The organism is Crateriforma spongiae, assembly GCF_012290005.1.
GTDB lineage: Bacteria > Planctomycetota > Planctomycetia > Pirellulales > Pirellulaceae > Crateriforma > Crateriforma spongiae.
In genome coordinates this window covers 163855-188420 of the sequence record NZ_JAAXMS010000003.1, presented here as the reverse complement: position 1 = coordinate 188420, position 24566 = coordinate 163855, and the positions used below count along the sequence as shown (strand labels likewise).

Below are 24566 nucleotides of genomic sequence, written 5' to 3'. Positions count from 1 at the left end.
GATACGATCGTTCCCGCCACGATCTCGACCGGCAATTCGACCGAATCCCATTGGGGGTCTGCTGGCCGTGATGGCTGTCGCCCTCACGATGCCAATCTCGATTACCGTGCGTGCGGAATCGCCGGACACCCGGCCCGTGGATTTCGCACAAGAAATCAGGCCACTGCTGTCCAATCGATGCTTTGCCTGCCATGGTCCCGACGAAGCCGAGCGGGCCGCGGGTCTGCGTTTGGACACCGCGGAATCCCACGAAGACCTGGGGGGCTATGCGGCAATCGTCCCTGGCGACCCCGATGACAGCGAATTAATGCTGCGCGTGATGTCGGACGATCCCGACATGGTGATGCCGCCACCGGACAAGGGTTCGCCGCTGAGTGAAGAAGAAATCGCGTTGCTGCGTCGCTGGATCCAAGCCGGCGCGACGTACGATCGGCACTGGTCCTACACACCTCCCCGGCCCGCGCCGGTTCCCGAGATCGCAGACGACACCTGGTCGGCCGATCCGATCGACCGCTTCGCTTTGCAGAAGATGCAGCAACATGATCGACGCCCCAGCACCCGAGCGTCACGCCGTACACTGGCCCGTCGTGTCGCGTTAGATCTGACGGGGATCCCACCGACATGGGATCAGTCCGAGCGCTTCGCCCGAGATGACCGCCCCGACGCCTATTTGCGTTACGTCGATCGCTTGTTAGCCAGCCCAGAATTCGGAGAACGCTGGGCGCGACTCTGGTTGGACTTGGCTCGCTATGCCGATTCGGCCGGATACGCCGACGATCCTCCGCGCGAGATCTGGGCGTATCGCGACTATGTCATCGATTCACTGAACGCCAGTAAACCGTTCGACCAATTCACGATCGAACAGATCGCCGGCGACTTGTTGCCCGACGCCGACACGTCGCAACTGATCGCGACGGCCTTTCATCGCAACACGATGACCAACAACGAAGGCGGTACGAATGACGAAGAGTTTCGTAACGTCGCCGTCGTCGATCGCACCAACACCACCTTCGCCGTGTGGATGGGGACAACGATGGCGTGTGCCCAGTGTCACACGCATAAGTTTGATCCGATCACCCAAGAGGAATACTTTCGGATCTTTGCGTTCTTCAACAGCTCCGCCGACCAAGACCGCAAGGATGAATCGCCGACTATCGAAATCGTCACTCCACAGCAGCGCCAACAACGCGCTGACTTGAAGCGAGAAATCGAATCGCTGCAAAAACAGTTGCGGCAACCGTCCGCCGAGATTGACACGGATTTTACGCGTTGGTTGGACGAACATCGGTCGGCGCCACGTTGGCAAACCCTGACGCCGATCGCCGCAGAATCGGAATCTCGATCCTTGGAAATCCGTGACGACGGTACGGTCCAAGCGAATGGCCAAAAGGCGGACAAGGATCGCTACCGCATTCAGGTCAGCTTGGATCAACAGAACGCCCCGGCCGAATTCGAACATCTGCGTCTGCGGGTTCATCCAAAACAAACGGCCAATTTCGTGCTGACATCTTTGGAGATCCGCACATCGGCGGGTGAAGTGGTGGCGATACAAAAGGTCGCCAGTGACTATCACCAAAACGGTTTTGCCCCCGAAGGCATTCTGAAATCCGAAAAACCGAACGATCATGGATGGGCAATCGCCGGTCAGACCGGCCGCGAACACGACTTGACGGTTAGGCTGTCGCGAACGCTGACACCGGCCGATGGACCGCTAGAAGTGTTTTTGACACAGCGATCCAAGCACAAACGTCACCTGTTGGATCATTTTTCGATCCAGGCGACTGCATCGGACGATGCCATGCGTTGGGCCGAATTGCCGGTCGACGTGCGTCAAAAACTAGTGATCAAGAACGCGAATCGTTCCGACGCACTAATCAAGCGTTTGCGAGAATACCACCGTGGCATCACCCGTGTTCTGCGACCGACGCGACAGCGATTGGCCCGGGCCGAAAAAGAACTCGCCGCGATCCGGCCGCAAACGACGGTCCCGGTGATGAAAGAATTGCCGGCCGACCAACAACGCGTCACTCACATCCAAATTCGCGGCAACTATCAAAGCAAGGGCGATGTCGTTACGCCCGGAACGCCGGCGGCCCTGCATCCGCTGGTGCCACATCCGTCCAAACCGGCGCCCGACCGCATGGACCTGGCCCGTTGGTTGGTCGCCGCGGATAACCCGTTGACCGCCCGCGTCATTGCGAATCGCCACTGGGAAACGTTGTTCGGCATTGGCATCGTTTCCACCAGCGAGGAATTTGGTTCGCAAGGCGAACTGCCATCGCACCCCGAATTGCTGGATCACTTGGCCAACGAGTTGACGACCGGTGGCTGGGACCTGAAACGCTTGCTTCGCCAGATCGTCAACAGCCAGACTTACCGTCAATCATCCACCGTGGATGCGGCCTTGGCGGCAACCGATCCAGACAACCGCTTGCTGAGCCGCGGACCACGCCATCGCATTCCAGCCGAAATGATTCGCGACCAAGCCCTGGCCGCCGCCGGTTTGCTGTCGCACAAAATGCACGGCCCGCCGGTTCGGCCACCGCAACCCGAGTTGGGGCTGAAGGCGGCGTTCGGCAACGACACCGACTGGACCACCAGCACGGGCGAAGACCGATACCGCCGCGGCCTGTACACGATGTGGCGGCGATCGAATCCGTACCCGTCGATGGCCGTTTTCGACGCCCCCAGTCGCGAGGTCTGCACCGTTCGACGCGACCGCACGAACACTCCGCTGCAAGCACTGGTAACACTCAATGACCCGGTGTATGTCGAAGCCGCGCGAGGACTGGCGTTTCGACTGATCGCCCGACACGACAGCGATCTCCAGCGGGTCACATGGGCGTTTCGACACGCGCTGGCCCGTTCGCCAACCGACGCCGAAGCCCAGCGGTTGATCGGATTCGTTCGTCGAATGCGACAGCACTACACCGACCATCTGGATCAAGCCCGACGGTTGACCCGCCCGGAACATTTGCCGCCGCCGATGGCGGGATCGAGCGTTGCGGACGATGAAATGGCAATCGCGGATCAAGCCGCGTGGACGGTCGCCTGTAATGTGGTGCTTAACTTGGACGAAATCTTGATGAAGCGGTAACGCCCTACGATGCATCCAATTTTAGAACGACTGCAATTGCAAACGCGGCGGCATTTCCTGTCGCATTCAACCGCGGGTATTGGGGCCGCCGCTTTGGCGCACCTGGTCGACGGTGACGTCGCCGATGCGTCCAGTGACGACGACGAACGAGGCGAAAAACGCCCCGGGTTTGGGACGGCCAAGCGGGTCATTTACCTGCATATGACCGGATCGCCGCCGAACCTGGACCTGTTCGATTACAAACCTGCACTCCAGCAGCGTGACGGTCAAGATTGTCCGGATTCGTTCTTGGCCGGCCGCGAATTCGCCTTCACCACCGGCGTTCCCAAACTGATGGGCACGCCACGTCAGTGGAAACGAGTCGGCAAGTGTGGGATGTGGATGTCCGACGCGATTGAAAAACTGCACGACGTCGCCGATGACCTGTGTGTGGTGCATTCAATGCACACCGACCAATTCAATCATGCGCCCGCCGAATTGTTGGTCTACACCGGATCGCCGCGCCCCGGTCGCCCGTCGATGGGATCGTGGGTGACGTACGGCCTGGGCAGCGAAAACGAGAACCTGCCCGGCTTTGTGGTGTTGATCAGCAGCGGAGTCCAACCCAATGGCGGCAAAGCGTCCTTCGGAAGCGGTTTTCTGCCGTCGGTGTACCAGGGCGTTCAATGTCGCAGCCAAGGCGATCCCGTTCTGTATTCCTCTGACCCGCCGGGGATGCCAAGATCGATCCGTCGTGCCAGCCTGGACTTGTTGGGCGAACTGAACCAGATTCAAGCAGCCGAGATGGGGCACCCGGAAACGACGACCCGAATCTCGCAATACGAGCTGGCCTTTCGGATGCAAACGGCGGTCCCCGAAGTGATGGACATTCGCCAGGAAAGCCAAGCGACGCTGGATCAATACGGGGCGCGGCCCGGTGAATCCAGCTTGGCCAACAATTGCCTGCTGGCACGACGGTTGGTGGAATCCGGCGTCCGCTTTGTGCAGTTGTTCGACTGGGGCTGGGACTTCCACGGCACCGGTGAAGCGACGGGGCTGACCAAAGGATTGACCGAAAAATGTGCCACGATGGATCGGCCGGTCGCCGCGTTGATCCAAGATCTGAAACAACGTGGCTTGCTGGATGAAACGTTGGTGATCTGGGGCGGCGAATTCGGCAGGACTCCGTTCCGCGAAGGCCGAACATCCGGCAGCAAGATTCTGGGTCGCGATCACTACCCCGATGCGTTCACCATGTGGATGGCCGGCGGCGGTGTCAAAGGCGGTTTCGAATACGGCCAGTCGGACGAACTGGGATTTGGCGTCACCGAACATCCCGTGCACGTTCATGATTTCCAGGCGACCGTGCTGCACCTACTGGGCATCGATCACGAACGATTGACCTATCGGTTCCAAGGGCGTGATTTTCGCTTGACTGATGTTCACGGCAACGTGGTGACGCCGGTCCTGGCCTGAGACGCATCCGCGCCTGCCCAAGTAATCGTCTTCGCCCGGCTTGCCGGATCGGTCATAATGTGCCGGCCCGTTCGTTGCCGGTTCCTTGCGCAGACGACATGTCGATGTGACTTGTCCCGATCCGCCGCGAACGCTTAGCCAATACCGATCGAACACTACTTCCCTTTTGGGTGACTTCATGCCAACGCGATCCGGCCACCAGCGAAGCGACTTTCCGAACGTCCCAATCCCCTCAGCGACCACGATGATGTTTCGTGACGTCCGAGCTTGCCTGATGGTGACGTTGTTGGGTGGGCTGGTTTGTGTTGCCGCCCCGGCGGTGGCTCAAGAAGCGGGAACTCAGGACGACACCGGCGCGCAGGCCAACGACAGCGGGCAAGCCGATGACGGTGCGATCCAAATCGATCCCCTGCCGTCGCTGGACACCGCCCAAGATCCGGGCCAAGCCGATTTGGATGAAGCCGTTTCCAAACGGATCGACGCCAAAACGGCCGCTGAACTGGAATCCGTCGCCGCATTGTTGGAATCGGCGTTGTCCAAGGGCCTGGGCGATGAAAACAGCCGCTTTGCCAAGCAAATGCTGGGCAGCGTTCAGCTGCAACTGGGCCAAGGACTGTTCGGAGCCATGATGCGAGGCGCCGGCGGGAACGCGGCGGCGGTTCGTTTGGAAGCCCTCGAGCTTTTGAAGAAGGCAGTCGAAAACGATGACCAACTTGCCGACGCTCACGTCTTGATCGCCCAGTTAAATTCCCCCGCGGTGTTCCCCGACGCCGACGGCGCGCTGGCGGTCCGGTCGATCACCAAGGCGATCAAGCTGTACGAAGACGACCCCAAGAAACAAAGCACCATGTTGGCGATGCGTGCGGGTCTGCGTGATGATCCGGAGAAGCAGATCAGGGACTTGAACCGAGCCTTGAAGCTGGACCCGAAGAACACCAAAGCATTTCAAGCCAGAATCGTGCTGCGACTGGGTGATGGCCAAATCGACAAAGCCGTTGCCGACGTCCGTGAAATCTTGGACGACCAGCCGATGAACTTGGCGATCGTCGCGGCGGCCGTCGAACAATTGATGGATGCCGATCGCGATGACGAGGCGGTCGAACTGCTGACCGAAGCGATCGAAAAGCAGGCTTCGGACAACGACATTTTGGAACGTCTGTATCGAATCCGTTCACGAGTCCACACCAAACGACTGGATCAAGAATCAGCGATCGCCGACTTGAACAAATCGATTGAACTGCGTCCGGGCGACCCGCGCAAGCTGATCGAATTGGCCCAGCGTTGCTTGGAGAACGAAGATGTCACGGCGGCCAAGGGTTACGTGCAAGACGCGATCAACCTGAACCCGCGGGTGGCCGACTTGCCCGAAACGATCTTGGTCCAGTTCTTGATCGCATCCCAAGAGAAACGAATTCCCGATGCCATCAACGAAGTCAAAAAACTGATTGAATTCCAGAAAGACGATCCGCAACGCCAAGCGTTCTGGCAGGAACAATTGGGCCAGCTTTACATGGTGGACGACCGCCCGCGTCAGGCAATCGATGTCTTCGAACAGATTTTGGAAATCCAACCTGAAAACACCAACGCCCTGCGATCGCGCGGCGACGCGTTGCTGGCGATCGGCGAACATCAAACGGCGATCCGAGACTACGAAGACGCTTTGAAAATCTTGCAGACTTCGGACACCGGACCGGCCGAAAAGCTGAAGTCGACCGATATGGTGGCCCCGGATTACGCCGGCTTGATGAACAACTTGGCGTGGGTCCTGGCGACCAGCCCCAAAGACGATGTTCGTGATGGCCAGCGAGCCTTGGAATTGGCACGCCAAGCGGCACGACTGACGGATTACCAAAAGCCCCACATCCTGAGCACGCTGGCGGCCGCCCATGCCGAATCGGGAGACATCCCCAAGGCGATCGAATACAGCCAAGCCGCCGTCGACTTGGGGGCCGCCCAAGAAAACGACCAGCTGGAACAATTGCAGGAAGAATTGGATTCCTATCGCGCGGGCGACCCATGGCGTGAAAAACAGGAAACAGAAGAAAACGAAAAACCGATTCTGAGCGCCGAAGACCTGATCGACATTTAACGGCCGGATCAGCCTAACGGCGAACCATCGGCCGCTAGAGCGGTTCGCCGTGGGTCACCGGATCGGGCGCGAACGTTTTTGCCACATTCGCGTCCCAACCACCGGCCGCGATCCTTCGATAAATCGCGATTGTCTGTTAGAACGTGATATCAGTACGCGCCGGGCCACGGTGTGATACGAGACCGTGGCCGCGTCTGAACAAAATCGAGAGATCCCACGCGAGAGCTATTGCATGCCGATCACCGCCAAACTGGCCTTGGAAGACGGTTCCGTGTTCCCCGGCCAAGCCTTCGGAGCCGAAGGCGAAGTCACCGGTGAAGTCGTTTTCAACACCGCAATGACGGGGTATCAGGAAATCCTGACCGACCCCAGCTATGCCGGCCAGATCGTCACAATGACGTATCCGGAAATCGGCAACTACGGCACCAACACGGTCGACATCGAACATCATCGTCCGTCGTTGTCGGGATTCGTCATTCGATCCGAAAGCCGAATCCACAGCAATTATCGCAGCGAAGCGGCGCTGTCGGACTTCTTGAAACAGAACAACATCATCGGCATCAGCGGGATCGATACCCGCGCGTTGGTTCGTCGCATTCGCATCGAAGGTGCCATGCGAGGCGTTCTGTCGACCACCGATTTGGACGACGCCAGCTTGGTCGCCAAAGCCAAGGCCAGCGAAAGCTTGGTCGGCCGTGACCTGGCCAAGACCGTGATGCCCGCACAGGGGGTCCAGTGGGACGACCAGTTGCACGAATGGATCACCGTCGATGAAGCCGGCCAGCAACCATCGGGCGACCAGCCGCACGTGGTCTGCATGGACTTTGGCATGAAGTGGAACATCCCGCGGCACCTGCGTTCGCGTGGCAACCGCGTGACCATCGTCCGTGGTGATGTGTCAGCCGATGAGATTTTGGCACTCAAGCCGGACGGGCTGTTCATTTCCAACGGGCCGGGCGATCCGGAACCGCTGTCGTATGCGAAACAAACGATTTCGGAATTGGTCGACAAGATGCCGGTGTTCGGCATTTGCTTGGGGCACCAATTGCTTTCGCTGGCTTGTGGCGCCCAAACCTACAAGCTGAAATTCGGACACCGTGGTGTGAACCAACCGGTGCTGGATTTGACGACCGGCAAAGTCGAGATCACGACACAAAACCACGGCTTTGCGGTGGACGAAAAATCGTTGCCGGATTGCCTGGAAATCACTCACCGGCATTTGAACGATGACACCGTTGCCGGCGTTCGACACAAGACGTTGCCGGCGTTCAGTGTGCAATATCACCCCGAGGCATCGTCGGGTCCGCACGACAGTCACTATCTGTTCGAACGATTTCAATCCAGCCTCAGCGGGTCGCCGGCTTGACCCTGCTCTGGTGATCCTCCACCAGCGGTCGTCCCACGTTGTTGCGGTGCCGACCGCGGAGTCTATCTGAATGAGCATCCTGGTCCTGGTGCCCACGTCGGCGGAATACCGGATGGTCGATTGGCCGGCCATCCGCAAATCAGCAGGAGGTGATTTCACCACCGCCATCTGTGGTTTCGGCTTGGCCGCCGCGGGCATCGGCGCCATGCGACTGTTGGCCGAACAAACGCCTGACCATGTCTTTCTGGTCGGTCTGGCCGGCGGATTCGTCACAGAACCTGATGCCGACCCTCCGGCAATCAAGGTCGGTGATGCGGTCGTTTTTCATCGCGTGACCTGTCACGGCATCGGTGCGGGTGTCGACATGGCCGCGGCCCCCGATCAATTCTTGTCAGCAGATCAGATGGGATGGCCGCATCTGGAAATGGATGGCTCGGCCGTCACCGACCGACTGGATTTGGTCGTGCCCGATGCGGACGCCCGAGCGATGGGCCGACAGAAAACACTGCTGTCGGTAACCGCAGCATCGTCATCCCCGGACCACGCCCGGTGGCGGCGGAACACTTACCCGGATGCCGTCGCCGAAGACATGGAAGGCTTCGCCGTCGCGGTCGCTTGTCGGGTCAGCCAAGTTCCACTGACAATCGTGCGTGGCATCAGCAATCCGGTCGGAAACCGCGACACTCGAACGTGGCAGACCGCACCCGCGATGCACGTGGCGGCCCATCGTGTTGCCGAGTTGATCGCGGGTCTAGAATCAAACGTCTGAATCGGCCGCACGTCCTTCGCGGCAAAGCCGGGTCAGCCGCTTCAAACCGTCTCAGGCGGCTCTTTGTGACTCTTGCCGCACACACATCACGCACACGCAAACCGTTCCAAACAACATGGGCCACCGTATCCACATCGGCATTTCGACGTGTCCGAACGACACGTTCGCATTCGACGCGTTGATGCGGAACTTGGTGGACACCCGAGGCTTGGATTTCCATTTTGAACTGCTAGACATCCAACAACTGAACGACGCTTTGCGGGCGGGACGCTTTGATGTCGCCAAAACCAGCTTTCATGCCGCTTTGTTGTTGGCGGATCAATTGCGTGTCTTGCCATCCGGTTCGGCGTTGGGATTTGGCGTCGGCCCGCTGTTGTTGGCAGCGCGGGACGGTGCCGTTCCCCGCAATGCATCACAGCGGACACTGTGCCCGGGAAGCGATACCACCGCGACGCTGTTGATGCGGATTTTTTATCCGTCGACGACACAGATCGACCATGTGGTCTTTTCCCAAATCATGCCAGACCTGAAGTCAGGGAAAGCGGATTTCGGCGTCTGCATCCACGAGGGTCGATTCACTTGGCAGAACGAAGGGCTGCACCTGGTGGAAGACCTGGGTCAACGCTGGGAAGGCGAAACGAAGTGCCCGTTGCCTCTGGGCGGATTGGTGGCCAGGCGGTCGCTGGACGACGAAGTGACGGGGCGGATCCAAGAGTGCATTGCCGATTCCATCCGTTGGGGGCTTACCCATCGCGACGAAACGCTGCCGACCATGCGTCGCTATGCCCAGGAATTCGATGATGCGGTCTTGATGCAGCACGTCGATTTGTACGTCAACGACTGGACGGTGGACTTGGGGACGGTCGGTCGCCAAGCCCTGGCCACCCTTTCGACCTTGGCTCGCCGATCCGGTATCGTTGGCGACGACGCCCCACCGATCGAAGTGTTCGAATCCACCGACACTCGCCCGATGCTGCCCGCAAAAGACTAGCCTTGTGGGAATCCTTTGATCGGGAAAATTCGATCGATCGTCATCGCCATTTATCATCTGCGCCACCAACACACGAACCTGCCGCCATGAACACAACCGCCTCGGTCCCGTCCGGCAAGACCGGCCTTGGTGTGTGGCACATGCGTTTGGCATCGCTGTGGTATCGCGGCCGTGTTTCGATCGCTTTGGCGTTGGGTGTGGCCATCGCAACGGCGGTCATCGTGGGTGCTTTGCTGGTCGGCGATTCGATGCGTGGCAGTTTGCGTGCGTTAACGCTGCAGCGACTGGGTTCGATCGACACCATCGTGTCGCCGGGTCACTTTTTTACCGCCGATGAAATCGTGGATTCGTCGATCGGCGCCCAAGCAGTCTTTCTGTTCCCGGCGGGCGTCGCTGAATCGCAACCGTCCGACGATGAACCGGCACGCCGCAGCGGATCCGTTCAAATCCTTGGCATCACGCCATCTTTTTGGAAGCTAGGCGAACCATCTGATGCACCGGAGACCAATCCCGACGATCAGTCCGTTGTGTTGAACCGTGCCTGCGCCGATGAACTCGGGGTCGGTGTGGGCGATCAAATCACGATTCGGCTGCCCATCGAAAGTGCCGTCCCCGCCGACAGCCCGCTGGGCCGGCGCGAATCCGAAACCGAGGGACTGCCACGCATGACGGTTGCCGCGATCGTCGACAACCGCGGGCTGGGCCGTTTTTCTTTGTCGGCCAGCCAGTCCACGCCGCTGTGTGCCTACCTGAAACGTGAATTGATCGCGGACGTTCTTGACCGACCGGGCGCCGCAAATCTGCTTTTGTCACCCGAACCTCTGACGCGGGACGATTTGAGTTTGGATCTGGGTGACCTCGGGCTGAAGCTTTCACGCGTCACCGCGATTCAGCCTCAAAACGCCGAACCGGATGCGGAACCTGTTTTTCAATACGATTCGCTGACCAGCGAGCAGTTGTTGATCGATGACGTGATCGTCAACGCCGTCACCGATGCTATCCCCGGCGCGGCAACGCCGGTGATGACCTATCTGGCCAATGCGATTGAAAAGCTGGATGACGCAGGCAATGTCGTCGCGTCGGTTCCGTACAGCATCATCACGGCGATTGATTCGACGGAATCACTGCCGCTGGATTACGAAAGCGAAACGAGCCCGACCGCATCGGCGCCGGAAAACAGCGACACGGCGACGGATTCACGACCGTCGCCGATTGTCATCAATGATTGGGCCGCCGACCGACTGAACGCGAAGGTCGGAGATCGTTTGCGGATCGCCTACTACGAACCGGAGGTCGATCGCGGCCGTGAAGTGGAGCGTTATTTTCCGGCGGTGGTGACACAGATCGTCCCGATCACGCGTCCGTCCCGACCTTACCGCCGCAATCGTGACGCGGTGTATGACGATCCACCGACGGTGTACAACGACCCGGACCTGACGCCGACGGTCCCAGGCGTGACCGACCAAGAATCGATCAGCGATTGGGATTTGCCATTCGAACTGGAACGAAAGATTGAACCGGAGGACGACACCTACTGGAACGAGCACCGATTGACCCCCAAGGCGTTTATCCCGTTGAAGGTCGGTCGACGTTACTTCGCCAGCCGATTCGGTAAGACCACCAGCCTGCGAATCGCGCCCGACCCGCCGCTAAGTGAACCGGAATTGAAATCCCGCATTGATGCGGCCGTCCTGAAAGTCGCCGACCAGGTCGGATGGCGGCCGATTCCGATCCGCAGCGAACAGTTGAGTGCATCTCGCGGCACGACACCGTTTGACGCGTTGTTTCTGTCGCTCAGTTTTTTCGTCATCGCCGCCGCATTGATGTTGATCGCGATGTTGTTCCGCTTGGGCCTGGGCGAACGCTTGAAAGAATTGGGAACTCTGTTGGCCGTCGGTTGGCAGCAACCCCAAGTCTCTCGTCTGATCTTGGGCGAAGGCTTGCTGGTCGCAGCGATGGGCGTGCTGATCGGAATCGCGGGCGGCTTCGCCTACGCCTGGCTGGTCCTTTGGGGGCTGCGCACGGCATGGGTGGGCGCGGTGACGGTTCCGTTTCTGCGATTCGATTGGACACCGACCAGCCTTGCCATCGGCGGGATATCCGGCTTCGCCGTCTCCGCTGCAACGCTTTGGTTGTCGGTCCGCAGCCTGAGCCGAATCCCGGCGACCGATCTGCTTGGTGGGCGGGACCAGGCGTCCGATTTGCTTCACGCCGATGCGTCGTCTTCCACCAAACGCTGGATCCGCTACCTGGTCATCGGTTGTGTCTTGGCGGCGATCGCGGCATCGATTGGAGGCGTGACCGCCGGCGGGACCGCGGCGGCCGGTGGCTTTGTTGGTGCGGGGATGCTGTTGCTGTTGGCCGCACTGGCCGCGGTCTATTCGCATTTCCGCTTTTCGTCCGCCGGCGAAAGTTCATCAGCCGCGGCAGGCGTCACGTCGGGGCCCGGCGGCCTGACCGCCTTGGCCACCCGCAGCGTCGGCCGAAACCCGCTACGCAGCACATTGACGATCGGCTTGATGGCGACGGCGACGTTTTTGATCATCGCCATGTCAGCCTTTCAGTTGCGACCGACCGACGAGGGCACCGGCGGCTTTGATCTGATCGGGACATCCGCCCAGCCGCTGTACCGCGACATCAACCTGGTAGAAGTTCGACAGAACTGGTTCGGGCAAGACATCGACCGATTGGCCGATGTCGACATCGTGGCGATGCGTCAACGTCGCGGACAGGATGCCAGTTGCAACAACCTGTACCAGGCCACTCAACCCACGATTTTGGGATTGCCCGAAGATTTCGGAACCACGGTCGTCGGAGGAGCACCCGAAGGCTCCGGTGCAAGCACTCGCTTTGCCTGGGCCGGTCACGACGAAGTGGCAGGTGACGCCAGCCCGTGGACGCTGCTAAACGAAGTGGCAAGTGGCACGGAGGATGATCCGATTCCGGTGATTCTGGATCAGGGCACCGCGATGTGGAGCCTGCAGATGCGGGGCGGCGTGGGCGAAGTCCGGTCGTTCGACTACGACAACGCGGACATCCATTTTCGCGTCGTCGGCCTGCTTAGCAATTCAGTCTTGCAGGGAAAACTGATGATCGGCGAAGCAAACTTCCAACGCCTGTTCCCCGATGTCAGCGGTTATTCCAGCTATCTCGTTCGTGTCCCCGATGGGGAAAAGGTCGACGAAGTATCCGCCATTTTGGAGAACCGTTTAGGCGACTTGGGGATGGACCTGTCATCGACAAGGTCCGTCTTGGCAGGCTTGTTGGCGGTTCAAAACACTTACCTCAGCACGTTCCAAAGTCTGGGCGGCCTGGGGTTGTTGCTGGGAACCATCGGTTTGGCGGTGGCACAGTTGCGAAGCGTTCTGGAACGAAGACGTGAACTGGCCGTGTTGGGGGCTCTCGGGTTTCCGCGTGGAAAGTTGGCCCAATTGGTCATGACCGAAACGGTGACGTTGCTGTTGATCGGACTGGGATGCGGAGGGCTGTGTGCTGCTTTGGCCGTATTGCCTTACGGAATCCTTAGCGGACTAACGCCGCCGATTGCCGGCCCGATTTTCATTGTCGTCGCGATCCTGATTTTGGGCAGTCTGGCCGGCCTGATAGCGGTGGTTCGCGTGATACGCATGCCGCTGCTGGATGCGTTGCGAGGATCATGACGCTGTGATTCGACTGTGTTTGACGGGGCCACCGCTTTGCCCGCGCAGCCAACTGGCGATGGACGAAGCCGTCTTGAATCTGGCGGATGCTTCGCGTCATCCGCCCGCGTTGCGGACATGGCAGTTCGATCGCCCGGTGGTGGTCCTGGGGCGGTCGTCGAAATGGGCCGTCGAGGTGGATCATGGATACTGTGATCGCCAAAACATCCCGGTGCTGCGGCGTGTCACCGGCGGTGCGTCGGTGGTCGGCGGCGCGGGATGCCTGATGTACAGCGTGGTCATCAGCCTGGAAGAACATCCACATCTGCGGCATGTCGACGCGGCCCACGAATACGTGATCCGCCGCGTTTTGACCGCTGTGCAGCGACAGCAACCCGACGCCCAGTGGCAAGGCATCTGCGACCTGACGTGGCAAAATAAGAAGTTTTCAGGAAACAGCCTGCGAATCACCCGTGGTCACTTGCTGTACCACGGGACGATTTTGCACGCTGCGGATTTGGACCAGATCGCCTCGTGCCTGGCCGTCGCACCACGCCAGCCCGAGTATCGCCAGGGTCGCCGACACCGCCAGTTCATCACCAACGTCCCTTGCGAACCATCCCGATTAGCCGAAGATTTGGCCAACGAGTTTTCGGCACACCAATCGCTGACCGTTGCAACCGACGATTCATCCGACCCACGCGTCGCCATGACCGACCAGCTGCGTCGCGAACGATACGATTCGGACGCCTGGCATCAACGGCATTAACGGCAACCGATGCAACCTGCAGCGCCTGGGCCCCGGATTGATTCGCATCGTCGGTTCGACAGGATGTCGCCGGATGAATGTTTCGACCTTGTCTTCTTCCCATTCTTGTTGACCCCTTAGCGCAGCCCGATGGACAAAACGCAACTGACCGCCGCCCTGGAAGCATTCGACCAGCAACACATCCTGCGGCACTGGGACGAACTGGATGATGCCGGCAAGGCACAGCTAGCCGATCAGATTCAGGACATCGACCTGTCTCTGCTTTCCAAGCTGGTTGCTGACGAAGACGAGAAGCCGGACTTTGCGGCGATCGCCAAAAATTCAGATCCGCCGCCGGCGGTGGGTGCCGACGGGACCGGCGTCGATTGGTCGACCGACGATGCCCGCAAGGCCGGCGAACAGGCGATCCGCGAGGGCAAGTTGGCCGCAATCGTTGTCGCCGGTGGCCAGGGCACCCGCCTAGGATTCGACAAACCCAAGGGCATGTTTCCGGTCGGCCCGCTAAGCAATCGGACGCTGTTCCAAGTTTTTGCCGACCGCATTGCCGCGACATCCAAACGCTATGACGTGACGATCCCCTGGTATGTGATGACCAGCGAAGCGACCGATGCGGCGACGCGACAGTATTTCGAAGACAACGATTACTTGGGACTGCCTCGTGATTCAGTTCGAATCTTCAAGCAAGGCACCATGCCGGCGGTTGACGCTGAATCGGGCAAGTTGTTGCTGGCATCGCCCGACAGCTTGGCGCTCAGCCCGGACGGTCACGGCGGGACGGTGGCCGCGCTGGCACGCAGCGGATCGCTGGACGACATGGAAAAACGTGGCGTGCAGTACCTGTTCTATTTCCAAGTCGACAATCCATTGATTCAACTGATGGATCCGACGTTCATCGGCCATCACTTGCTGGCGGATAGCGAACTGACCAGCCAAGTGGTTCGCAAACGTTACCCGACCGAACGCGTGGGCAACGTGGTCCAGGTCGGTGACCGCATGCAGATCATCGAATACAGCGACTTGCCCGACGAAGCCGCCGAAGCGACCAACGACGACGGCTCATTGCGATTGTGGGCGGGCAGCATTGCCGTTCACGTCTTCAACGTCGACTTCCTACGTCGGGCCAGCGAATCGGCCGAAGCGTTGCCGTTTCACCGGGCCAACAAGAAGGTTCCTTACTTGGACGAATCTGGCCAAATGGTCAAACCGGATTCGCCCAACGCGATCAAGTTTGAAAAGTTCATCTTCGACTTGTTGCCACAGGCCCGTCGCGGGATCGTGGTCGAAGTCATCCCGGCCGATGCATTCGCACCGGTCAAAAACGCCGAAGGTGCTGAAAACGACACGCCCAGCTTGGCTCGTCAGGCGATTTCGGACCTGCACAAACGCTGGCTGCGACAGGCCGGCGTCAGCGTTGCCGACGATGCGACGGTGGAAATTTCGCCAAGCTTTGCGCTGGACGCCGATCAAATCCGTGACTCGGCCGCCGACTTGGGCAGCATCGACGGCGACCAATTCTTGACTCGGGGCTAATCTGGAACGTGTCGAGATTGCGGCAACATCGCCGCTTCGATGCCACCACTTGGTCGGTGATTTCTGCGAATCGATCGGTCCCCAGACTTCGCCAAGATGCACTGGGGGCTCGGGTCCTGGCGCAACGTGGACGCTCGTGATCCCGGTGCGATGCGCCCGGTCGGGTCGGTCATGATTGATACAAACCGCCGCCGATCGCACGATCGACCGGATCGCTTGGTCGATTTGGCGCAAAAGTGGTTGTATCGGGTCCGCCCGTTTCGACTAAGATCGTTGGGTTCGCCCGATGCGGGAATTTCGCCCCGACAAAATGACGCAGAAACGGCGAAACCAAATGAGCACGGAGGTGTTTGAACACTTACGGCTCGGTTTACTTGGTCCTTCCCCCTCCTCCTGCCCCCCGCCACTGTCATGCCGCTGATCCGCCCACGGGTCGTCGCTCCCGTACTTGCGACACGTCGATTGGCCGATTCGCGACGCGGCGGTCTGATGACCGCAGTTGTCGTGTTGCTGGTCCTTGTCGGCGTGTCAGGGTTTCTGAGTTACAAGTTCTACTTTGGCGCGGAAAAGACGATCTCCCTGGATGATCTGATCACAACGCCCGTCAGTCGCGGCAGTTTCGATCACGTCGTATTGGAGCAGGGCGAAATCGAAAGTAGCAGCAACATCGAAGTCATTTGCGAAGTCAAATCGCGTGGCACCGGCGGGACACCAATTTTGTGGGTGATCGACGAAGGTGCACGGGTCAAGAAGGGCGACAAGCTGGTCGAACTGGATTCGTCATCGATCGAAGAACTGCTGAACGCCTCCAAGATCTCGGTGATCACCGCCGAAGCCAGTGTCGCGACGGCGGAAGCCGCGGTGGAACAAGCCAAAATCGCCCGGCAAGAATATCTGGAAGGTGTCTTCAAGACCGAAGAACGAGCAATCAAGAGCGAGATGGCGGTCGCCGAACAGGAACTGCGAAAGGCCCAACTGGCTTTACAGTCCAGCGAGCGACTGGTCGCCAAGGGATTGGTCAAATCGCTGCAACTGGAAGCCGACAAGTTTGCCGTCGCCAATGCCAGGAACCAGTTGGAAGCCGCCGAGGGTCGGCTTCGCGTGCTGCAAAACCTGACTCGCCAAAAAATGCTGGTCCAGTTCGACAGCGATATCGAAGCCGCGGAGGCCACCCTTGGCGCCGCGCGAAGCGATTTGATGGAGAAGGAACGCGAGTACAACGACCTGCAAAAGCAACTGGACGGCTGCGTCATGTACGCTCCGGCCGACGGCGTCGTCGTGCACGCCAACAAGTTCAGCAGCCGCGGTGGTAACGCCGAATTCGTCGTCGAAGCGGGGGCCAACGTTCGCGAACGCCAAGCGTTGATCAATCTGCCCGACCCCACACAAATGCAGATCAAATGCACGGTCAATGAATCTCGCATCACCTTGATCCAAGCCGGCATGCCCGTGCGAATCCGCATCGATGCCCTGCCGGGGACCGATTTGCGTGGCGTCGTGACCAAGGTCAACCGGTATGCTGAACCCGGTAGCTGGTTCAGCAGCAGCGTCAAAGAATACGCGACCATCGTCAAAATCATCGATCCGCCGGACAACATCCGAACCGGCATGACCGCCGAAGCCCAGATCTTCGTGGAACAACTGGACGATGCGTTGCAGATTCCGATCCAAGGTCTCTACGAACATGGTGGCGAAATGTATTCGCTGGTGAAGACCGGCGAAATGGATTTCGAAACTCGCCAGGTCGATGTCAACGCGACCAACGACACCATGGCCAGCATCGACAGCGGGCTGGAAGAAAACGAAATCGTCGTGCTGAACCTTCGCGAACACTTGAACCTGATGGATTTGCCGGAGCTGACAGCCGAGGACAACAGCGACCTGAAAGAACTGCGTGACGAAGACGCCGCCCGAAAAGGCGACTTCGATGGTCCCAGCGGCCCGCGAGCCGGCGGGCCCGGCGCGGGTGGACCTGGTGCAGGTGGGCCTGGCGGACGTCCCGGTCCCGGCGGACCTGGCGGTGGCGGTCCCGGCGCGGGTGGTCCCGGCGGCGGTGGTGCCCCCGACATCAATACGATTGTCACCCGCAGCATGGAACGCAACGACACCGACGGTGACGGCAAGCTGTCGGCCGAAGAAATCCAAGCGGTCGACGGTCGATTCCGCAGCCGCCTGGAGTCCGCCGACGCCGACGGTGACGGCGTTGTGACTCGCGCCGAATTGACCAAAGGCCTGCGTTCGGCCATGGGCAGCGGAGGAGGCCCGCAGTGAGCTTAAGCGATGCATACGGAACGACGACCGAACCGGGCCCCGTCAGTGCGACCGGCAATTCCGCCGACGCCCCGAGACGACTGGCCACGTCGATCCGCGATCTGACCAAAGAATACGTGCTGAAAAGCGAAACCGTCCGAGCGTTGCGCGGGGTTTCGTTTGACGTCCCAGAAGGCGATTACGTTGCCATCATGGGACCGTCGGGAAGCGGTAAATCAACGTTGTTGAATCTGCTGGGATGCCTGGACAAACCGACCAACGGCAGCCTGCTGTTGGGCGACGATGACATTTCCACGATGACCGACGACCAGCTGGCGGAAATCCGCAGCGAACGGATCGGGTTCGTGTTCCAGTCGTACAACCTGATCCAACAATTGACCGTGGTTGAAAACATTCAGGTGCCACTGTTTTACCAGGGTCGCATCGGTGCCAAAGAACGTGATCGTTCGATTGAATTGGCCGAGCGGGTCGGGTTGGCGGATCGCTTGGACCACCGCCCCAATCAGCTTTCCGGGGGTCAGCAACAGCGTGTGGCCATCGCACGCAGTTTGGTCAACGATCCCTATTTTGTCCTGGCCGATGAATCCACCGGTAACTTGGACTCGATCACGACCGAAGAAATCTTGACGCTGTTTGAACAGCTGAATGAAGAAGGTCGAACGATCATCATGGTCACGCACGAGGACGATGTGGCCGACCGCGCACGGCGGGTGATTCGCTTGAAAGACGGAATGTTGCATAGCGATACGGACAATTCCGAAGAACATCGGCAACAGGCGCGTGATCGCCAACGTGCCAATGTCGAACTGTTGAAACAACGCGAACACTAGTCGTCTGGCCAAGAGTCATCCGCCATGCAATGGATCCGAACGCTTCGCTTGGGCATCAAAACGTTGATGCTGCACCCGCTGCGAACCGGCCTGACGATGCTGGGCATCCTGATCGGTGTCTGGGCCGTGATCGTGCTGACCGCGATCAGCCAGGGTGCCAGTGATCAAGTCCAACGCCAGATCGAATCGTTGGGTGCCAACACGATCATCATCCGCAGCGTTAAACCGCCCGCTGAAAAAATGGCGGGCCAGCGTGCCGCCGACTATGGGCTTATGCGCAGCGACCTGGATCGTGTCTTGTCGATGGTTCCCACCATCACCCAGGCGACGCCGATCCGTGAAATTCGTCGCCAATTCATTTATGGCGATCGCACCGTCGACGGACGCTTGGTGGGATGCACCCCGAACTATGCCGATGTCAATCACTTGGTGATTCGAGATCGGGGCGGCCGATTTCTGACCGATGCCGATCGGGTCAAGGCCGACACGGTGTGCGTGATCAGCGCCGGTGTCGCCGAGAAATTGTTCCCGTATGAAGAACCACTGGGCAAGCGGATCTACATTCCCGAACACACCGATTACTACCGCATCGTCGGCGTGTTGGAACATCGCGAAGCGTCCGCGGCCATCGGCGGCAGCCTGGATTCGCAAGACTTTTCCAAAGACATCTATGTTCCCATCGAAACGGTCCGGCGACGGATCGGGGACACGGTCGTTTCGCGGCGTGGCGGCCAGTTCGAAATCGAAATCATGGAACTGAACCAGATCACACTGCAGGTGGAGCGTCTGGAACAGGTGGAAGCTTCCGCGGCCATGGTCAAATCCATCATCGGTGAAACGCATGACGAAATGGACGACGTGGCGACGGTGGTCCCCAAGGAATTGCTGGAACAGGCCCGGAACCTGCGTTTGATGTTCCTTGGCATCGGGATCTTGATCGCGTGTATTTCGCTGATCGTCGGCGGTATCGGGATCATGAACATCATGCTGGCCAGCGTCACCGAGCGGACTCGCGAAATCGGGATTCGTCGCGCACTGGGTGCGAAGCAGCGTGATATCGTCCAGCAATTCTTGATCGAAACGATCGTCCTTTCCTTTGCCGGTGCGTTCCTTGGGATTCTGCTGGGCTTTGCCGGACCGCTGATGTATCGCGGGTTCATTTACGTCGTCAGCCGCAGCTTCCCCGACCAATTTGCGGCGCTTCCCGATGCGATTCGCGAAGCGGAGCCGACGATCGTTTACGCGACCATCCCGATCGCGGTGGCCATCGCCGTATTGGTCGGCCTGGTCAGCGGGCTTTATCCGGCGATCCGGGCGGCCAAAATGAACCCGATCGACGCCCTGCGCCACGAGTAAGGGATTTCCGCACGCACGTCCTGACCGTGCGAACCGGTCGGCCGTCCAATGGGTCATCGATGACGGCGTGGAACCGGGCATGCGTTGAAGCGACGATGCTGCGGCCTGTCCATCGCCGTCCAGCGCGGCATCGTCTGGTCCACCGTTTTGGCATTGGATGAAGGTTGTCACAACGGGATTGACGCTGGCCGCGCCGAATCATCATCCTTTCTGGTGATCCGCGCCCCCGTAACGCGCGGACAGATTCGATGACCACCCAACCGGCCCCCAATTCCATGAGCACGGCTTCCGCTTCCAACATTCAAATTCAACTTCCCGACGGCAAACTGCTGACGCAGCCGACCGAAACGACCGCGATGGACGTGGCGTTGGGAATCAGTGAGGGGCTGGCGCGCAGCGTGATTGCCGCAGAAATCGATGGCCGAATCGTCGACGCGGACCGGCCTTTGGGTGACTTTGCCGATGACGATTCGCCGGTGCCCCTGAAACTGTTGACCTCACGCGACGCATCGGCTCTGGACGTTCTGCGCCACAGTGCCGCACACGTGATGGCGCGGGCCGTGATGCGTTTGTACAAAGGCGTCTCACTGGCGTTCGGCCCGACGACGTCCGGAGGTTTTTATTACGACTTCGATCTGCCCGAAAAAATCAGCGAGGATGATTTTCCCAAGATCGAAGCCGAAATCAAAAAGATCATCAAGGAAAAGGAACCTTTTGAAAGGTTCATTCTGCCACGCGACGAAGCTCGTTCGCTTTGTGAAAGCCTGGGCCAAGATCTGAAAGTCGAACACATCGACACAGGATTGGCCGACCAGTCGACCGTCAGTTTTTATCGCCAAGGCGAATTCGTCGACCTGTGCCGTGGGCCCCACATTCCAAATGCGGGCAAGATCAAAGCAATCAAACTGATGAGTGTCGCCGGCGCTTATTGGAAAGGCGACGCGTCGGGACGACAACTGCAACGTTTGTACGGCACCGCGTTCTTTGACAAAAAGGAATTGAAGCACTATCTGGAACAACTGGAAGAAGCCAAACGCCGCGACCACCGCGTGCTTGGCAAACAGCACGGGTTGTTTGCAATCAATCCCGAGGTCGGCCAAGGGCTTTGTCTGTGGCTGCCCAAGGGGGCTCGCGTGCGTGTGGCGTTGGAAGACTTCCTGCGCAAGGAATTGCTCAGCCGTGGCTACGACCCGGTGTACAGCCCGCACATCGGTCGCGTGGACCTGTACGAAACCAGTGGTCACTTTCCCTATTATCGTGACAGCCAATTTGCACCGCTGTTCGGCAGCGAAGTCGGCGGCATGCTGGACGCATGGAGCGAACGTCTGGAACGTGGCGAAATCGATGCCGACGGCGAAGACAAATTGATCGCCGCGGCCGAAGTGTTCGGCGTCAAGTTGCCCGATTACAAGCCGTCAATGTCGGCGGACAAGAAACGCGAGGTGTTGCATCGATGGCAAGTGGAGCATGAACGGTATCTGTTGAAACCGATGAATTGCCCCCACCACTGTCACATTTTCGCCGCACAGCCGCGGTCCTATCGTCAGTTGCCGCTGCGGCTGTTCGAATTCGGCACCGTTTACCGGCACGAACAAACGGGCGAACTGAACGGGCTGTTGCGGGTCCGCGGATTGACCCAAGACGACGCGCACATCTTCTGCACGCCGGACCAAGTCGAAGCCGAATTCCGTGCAACGATCGATTTGACCAAATTTGTGCTGAAATCCGTCGGCTTGGACAATTACCGCATCCAGTTGTCACTTCGCGATCCCGACAGCAGCAAGTACGTCGGTTCGGAAGAAAACTGGGATCGTGCCGAAGCGGCGCTCCGCGGCGTGTTGGAACAGTCCGAGGTGAACTTCAACGAACAGCCCGGCGAAGCCGCGTTCTATGGCCCCAAAGCGGACTTCATGGTCAGCGATTGCATCGGCCGATCATGGCAACTGGGCACGGTGCAACTGGATTACAACCTGCCCGAGCGATTCAAGCTGGAATACAACGGCAGCGACAATGCCGCCCACCGACCGGTCATGATCCACCGTGCACCGTTCGGTTCGCTGGAACGATTCACGGGCATGTTGATCGAACACTTTGCCGGCGCGTTCCCGATGTGGCTGTCGCCCGAACAGATCCGCGTCTTGCCGCTAAGCGACAAATCCGCCGAATACGCGGTCGCGGTCGCTAAACAGTTCGACGACGCGGGGTTGCGTGTGACCGTCGACAACAACGACGGAAAGATCCAGGCAAAGATCCGCAACGCCCAATTGGACCTGGTCAATTACATGGCCGTTGTCGGGCCCAAAGAAGCCGAAGCGGGCAAGGTCGCGCTGCGTGACCGGATCGACGGCGAACTGGGAACGATGCCGGTCGCCGAAGCAATCGCGCGGTTGACCCAAGAAGTCAAAGATCGGGTCGTCCGCCAAGCAGTTCAAACCGGTGTCCCGGCAGTCGCCGTTGATTCGGGCCAGACCGGTCACGAGTATTGATCGATCGCGTCACGCTTGATCAAGCGAATTCGATTCGCAGAACCGATTCGGCGTCACCATCCGATGCCGCGTCGGTATCCCGGCTGGGTCAGCAAGTCGATGTGTGTGTCGGGCACACGTCGCGGTGGGTGCATCCGTGACATCCGCTATTGACCGCTTGGCGGACGTGGCGGGGATTGGGACACACACGTTGCGATTCGGCTTGCCCCGGGATTCCCGCGGCACCGGATCGACCGGCCTTATCGCTTCGCGGTGCTGCGACCGTTTTGTGCGGCCAGCTGCAGGTGGCCGTAAAGCGTTTGATTGCGGCGAACGATGTAGAACTTCGCACGCGGTCCGGGCTGCATTTCCGGGTGTCGCAGAATGTCGGCCAAGTCTTTCAGCCGCGCGGTTTGCCACTCATGGATGCCCAACAGGATGTCCCCCGGGGCGATGCTTTGTTCGGCGGCCGGAGAACCCGGACGCACCCGAGTGATATACAGGCCACCGCCGTAACTGGTTCCCAAGCGGCGATTCAGCTGCTGCATCGATGATGCCGCCATCGGTTTGGCTTGGATGCCGATCACGCTCCAGGCCAGTTCTTCGGTCGTCTGAGGCTTGGCGATCGACCGTCCCGACTGGTCCAAGGCAAACATCATGTCTTGGCCGTCACGCTGGACTTCGATTTGAATCGATTCCCCAGGTTCGGATCCCAAGACGGCCAACACATAATCCAATTGATCGTCGACCTTGGTTGAACCGACGCGGACCACGCGGTCGCCCGGCTTCAGTCCTTCCCGTGCGGCAGGACTGCTGGCGGTGACATCGGTGACGGTGACTCCATCGCCATCGCGGGGTCCGCCGTCGGTTCGAATTCCAAGGGCAACACGCTGGGCATTGTGCTGCTTGATCATTTCGGTCACCGTTTCGACGACTTGGTCGATCGGCAAGGTGAACGCAATCTGTGACGCACCCACACGAACGGCGACGTTGACTCCGATGATTTCGCCATCGATATTCAACAGCGGCCCACCGGAATTCCCCGGGTTGATGCCGGCACTGATTTGAATCAGATCGACGTAGTCCTGGGTCTCGTTGACCGGAACGTCGCGGTGCAGGGCGCTGATGATGCCTTGGGTACATGTGTGGTAGTACCCAAACGCATTACCGATGGCAATCACAGTTTCACCGACCATCAAGTCTTCACTCGTGCCACGCGGAATGGTCGGCAACGGTTTGTCGGTGTGGACCTTGATCAACGCCAAGTCATTGCGAACGTGCGAAGCGATCAAGTCGGCGTGCGTGTTGGTGCCGTCTTGCAACGTCACGCGAATGTCGTTGACGTCTTCGACCACGTGATAGTTGGTGATCACGTAACCACGGGGGTCAACGACCACGCCGGTTCCCATGCCGTTGACTTGCCGGAACGAATCCTGGCTGTTGGCACCGACCATGCCGGCCGCGGTCGTACGAACGGTCTTTTGGCCATGGATATTGACCACCGCCGGCGAAGCGCGACGGATCGCGCGGACCGTGGGCGTCATCCGTGCGTCGGAAATCGATTCTTCTTCGGCAGCATGACAGGACCGCTGTGTTTCCAGGCCGGCCGGGCCGCCCACCGATGACACGATCGACGTGGACGACGCGAGGATCATGCCAATGGCAATCCGTCGTGCCAGGGACAGCTTTGTGGTCAATCGCATAGATCCCCGCACCTACCGCATGCAGCCTCATTGAATGTCCGCCCGAAGACCAGACCTGCGGCCCGGCTTCGGCCGACCTACGGGGTTTCCCGCCGGCCGGCAAAATCACGTGATGGAGAATCCGGCTCAGCCGACATCCCCGTCACGGGCCTTTGCATCGGTACATTCCGCTCAGACGCTTGATGCCGCTCAGAGTGCCCCGCAAGGTTTACCAGGCTTAACAACGAAGCCGCGACG

14 protein-coding genes are annotated in these 24566 nt (G+C 59.5%); 13 read left to right on the top strand and 1 reads right to left on the bottom strand.

The annotated features are described in order from the left end of the window. Positions 1-88: 88 nt before the first annotated feature. The 13 genes from HFP54_RS08780 to thrS all read left to right on the top strand — a co-directional run bounded on the left by HFP54_RS08780 (position 89) and on the right by thrS (position 22647). Complete coding sequence (locus HFP54_RS08780) at positions 89-3097, top strand: PSD1 and planctomycete cytochrome C domain-containing protein (RefSeq protein ID WP_168564854.1); 3009 nt, start codon at positions 89-91, stop codon at positions 3095-3097. A 9-nt stretch (positions 3098-3106) separates the two neighbouring features. Beyond that, positions 3107-4552, top strand: coding sequence for a DUF1501 domain-containing protein (locus HFP54_RS08775; protein WP_168564853.1), 1446 nt, complete (start codon positions 3107-3109; stop codon positions 4550-4552). A gap of 244 nt (positions 4553-4796) precedes the next feature. Beyond that, positions 4797-6641, top strand: a complete 1845-nt coding sequence (locus HFP54_RS08770) for a tetratricopeptide repeat protein (RefSeq protein ID WP_168564852.1) — start codon at positions 4797-4799, stop codon at positions 6639-6641. A 232-nt stretch (positions 6642-6873) separates the two neighbouring features. Then, positions 6874-8007, top strand: coding sequence for a glutamine-hydrolyzing carbamoyl-phosphate synthase small subunit (gene carA / locus HFP54_RS08765; protein WP_168564851.1), 1134 nt, complete (start codon positions 6874-6876; stop codon positions 8005-8007). Between the two features lie 70 nt (positions 8008-8077). Then, positions 8078-8776 (top strand): futalosine hydrolase, encoded by a 699-nt coding sequence (gene mqnB, locus HFP54_RS08760; RefSeq protein WP_168564850.1) that lies wholly within the window; start codon positions 8078-8080, stop codon positions 8774-8776. Positions 8777-8891: 115 nt separating this feature from the next. Then, on the top strand, positions 8892-9767 hold the full coding sequence (locus HFP54_RS08755; protein ID WP_168564849.1) for a 1,4-dihydroxy-6-naphtoate synthase: 876 nt from the start codon (positions 8892-8894) through the stop codon (positions 9765-9767). 86 nt (positions 9768-9853) lie between these two features. Next, positions 9854-13426 carry an ABC transporter permease gene (locus tag HFP54_RS08750; RefSeq protein WP_206036117.1) on the top strand — a complete coding sequence of 1191 codons (3573 nt, stop codon included), beginning with the start codon at positions 9854-9856 and terminating at the stop codon, positions 13424-13426. Positions 13427-13430: 4 nt separating this feature from the next. After that, positions 13431-14174 carry a lipoate--protein ligase family protein gene (locus HFP54_RS08745; RefSeq protein WP_315853865.1) on the top strand — a complete coding sequence of 248 codons (744 nt, stop codon included), beginning with the start codon at positions 13431-13433 and terminating at the stop codon, positions 14172-14174. 129 nt (positions 14175-14303) lie between these two features. Further along, positions 14304-15704, top strand: a complete 1401-nt coding sequence (locus HFP54_RS08740; RefSeq protein ID WP_168564847.1) for a UTP--glucose-1-phosphate uridylyltransferase — start codon at positions 14304-14306, stop codon at positions 15702-15704. Positions 15705-16193: 489 nt separating this feature from the next. Further along, positions 16194-17975, top strand: a complete 1782-nt coding sequence (locus HFP54_RS08735) for an HlyD family efflux transporter periplasmic adaptor subunit (RefSeq protein ID WP_168565199.1) — start codon at positions 16194-16196, stop codon at positions 17973-17975. Further along, positions 17972-18805 (top strand): ABC transporter ATP-binding protein, encoded by an 834-nt coding sequence (locus tag HFP54_RS08730; RefSeq protein WP_146415556.1) that lies wholly within the window; start codon positions 17972-17974, stop codon positions 18803-18805. Before HFP54_RS08735 ends, HFP54_RS08730 begins: the two co-directional genes overlap by 4 nt. Before the next feature lie 24 nt (positions 18806-18829). Then, complete coding sequence (locus HFP54_RS08725; protein WP_146415557.1) at positions 18830-20161, top strand: ABC transporter permease; 1332 nt, start codon at positions 18830-18832, stop codon at positions 20159-20161. A 275-nt stretch (positions 20162-20436) separates the two neighbouring features. Then, on the top strand, positions 20437-22647 hold the full coding sequence (gene thrS, locus HFP54_RS08720; protein ID WP_146416209.1) for a threonine--tRNA ligase: 2211 nt from the start codon (positions 20437-20439) through the stop codon (positions 22645-22647). Positions 22648-22886: 239 nt separating this feature from the next. Here the strand turns inward: thrS and HFP54_RS08715 are convergent, their stop codons facing one another. Continuing rightward, entirely contained in the window at positions 22887-24329 is a 1443-nt protein-coding gene (locus HFP54_RS08715) for a trypsin-like peptidase domain-containing protein (protein ID WP_168564846.1), read from the bottom strand. Positions 24330-24566: the final 237 nt, after the last annotated feature.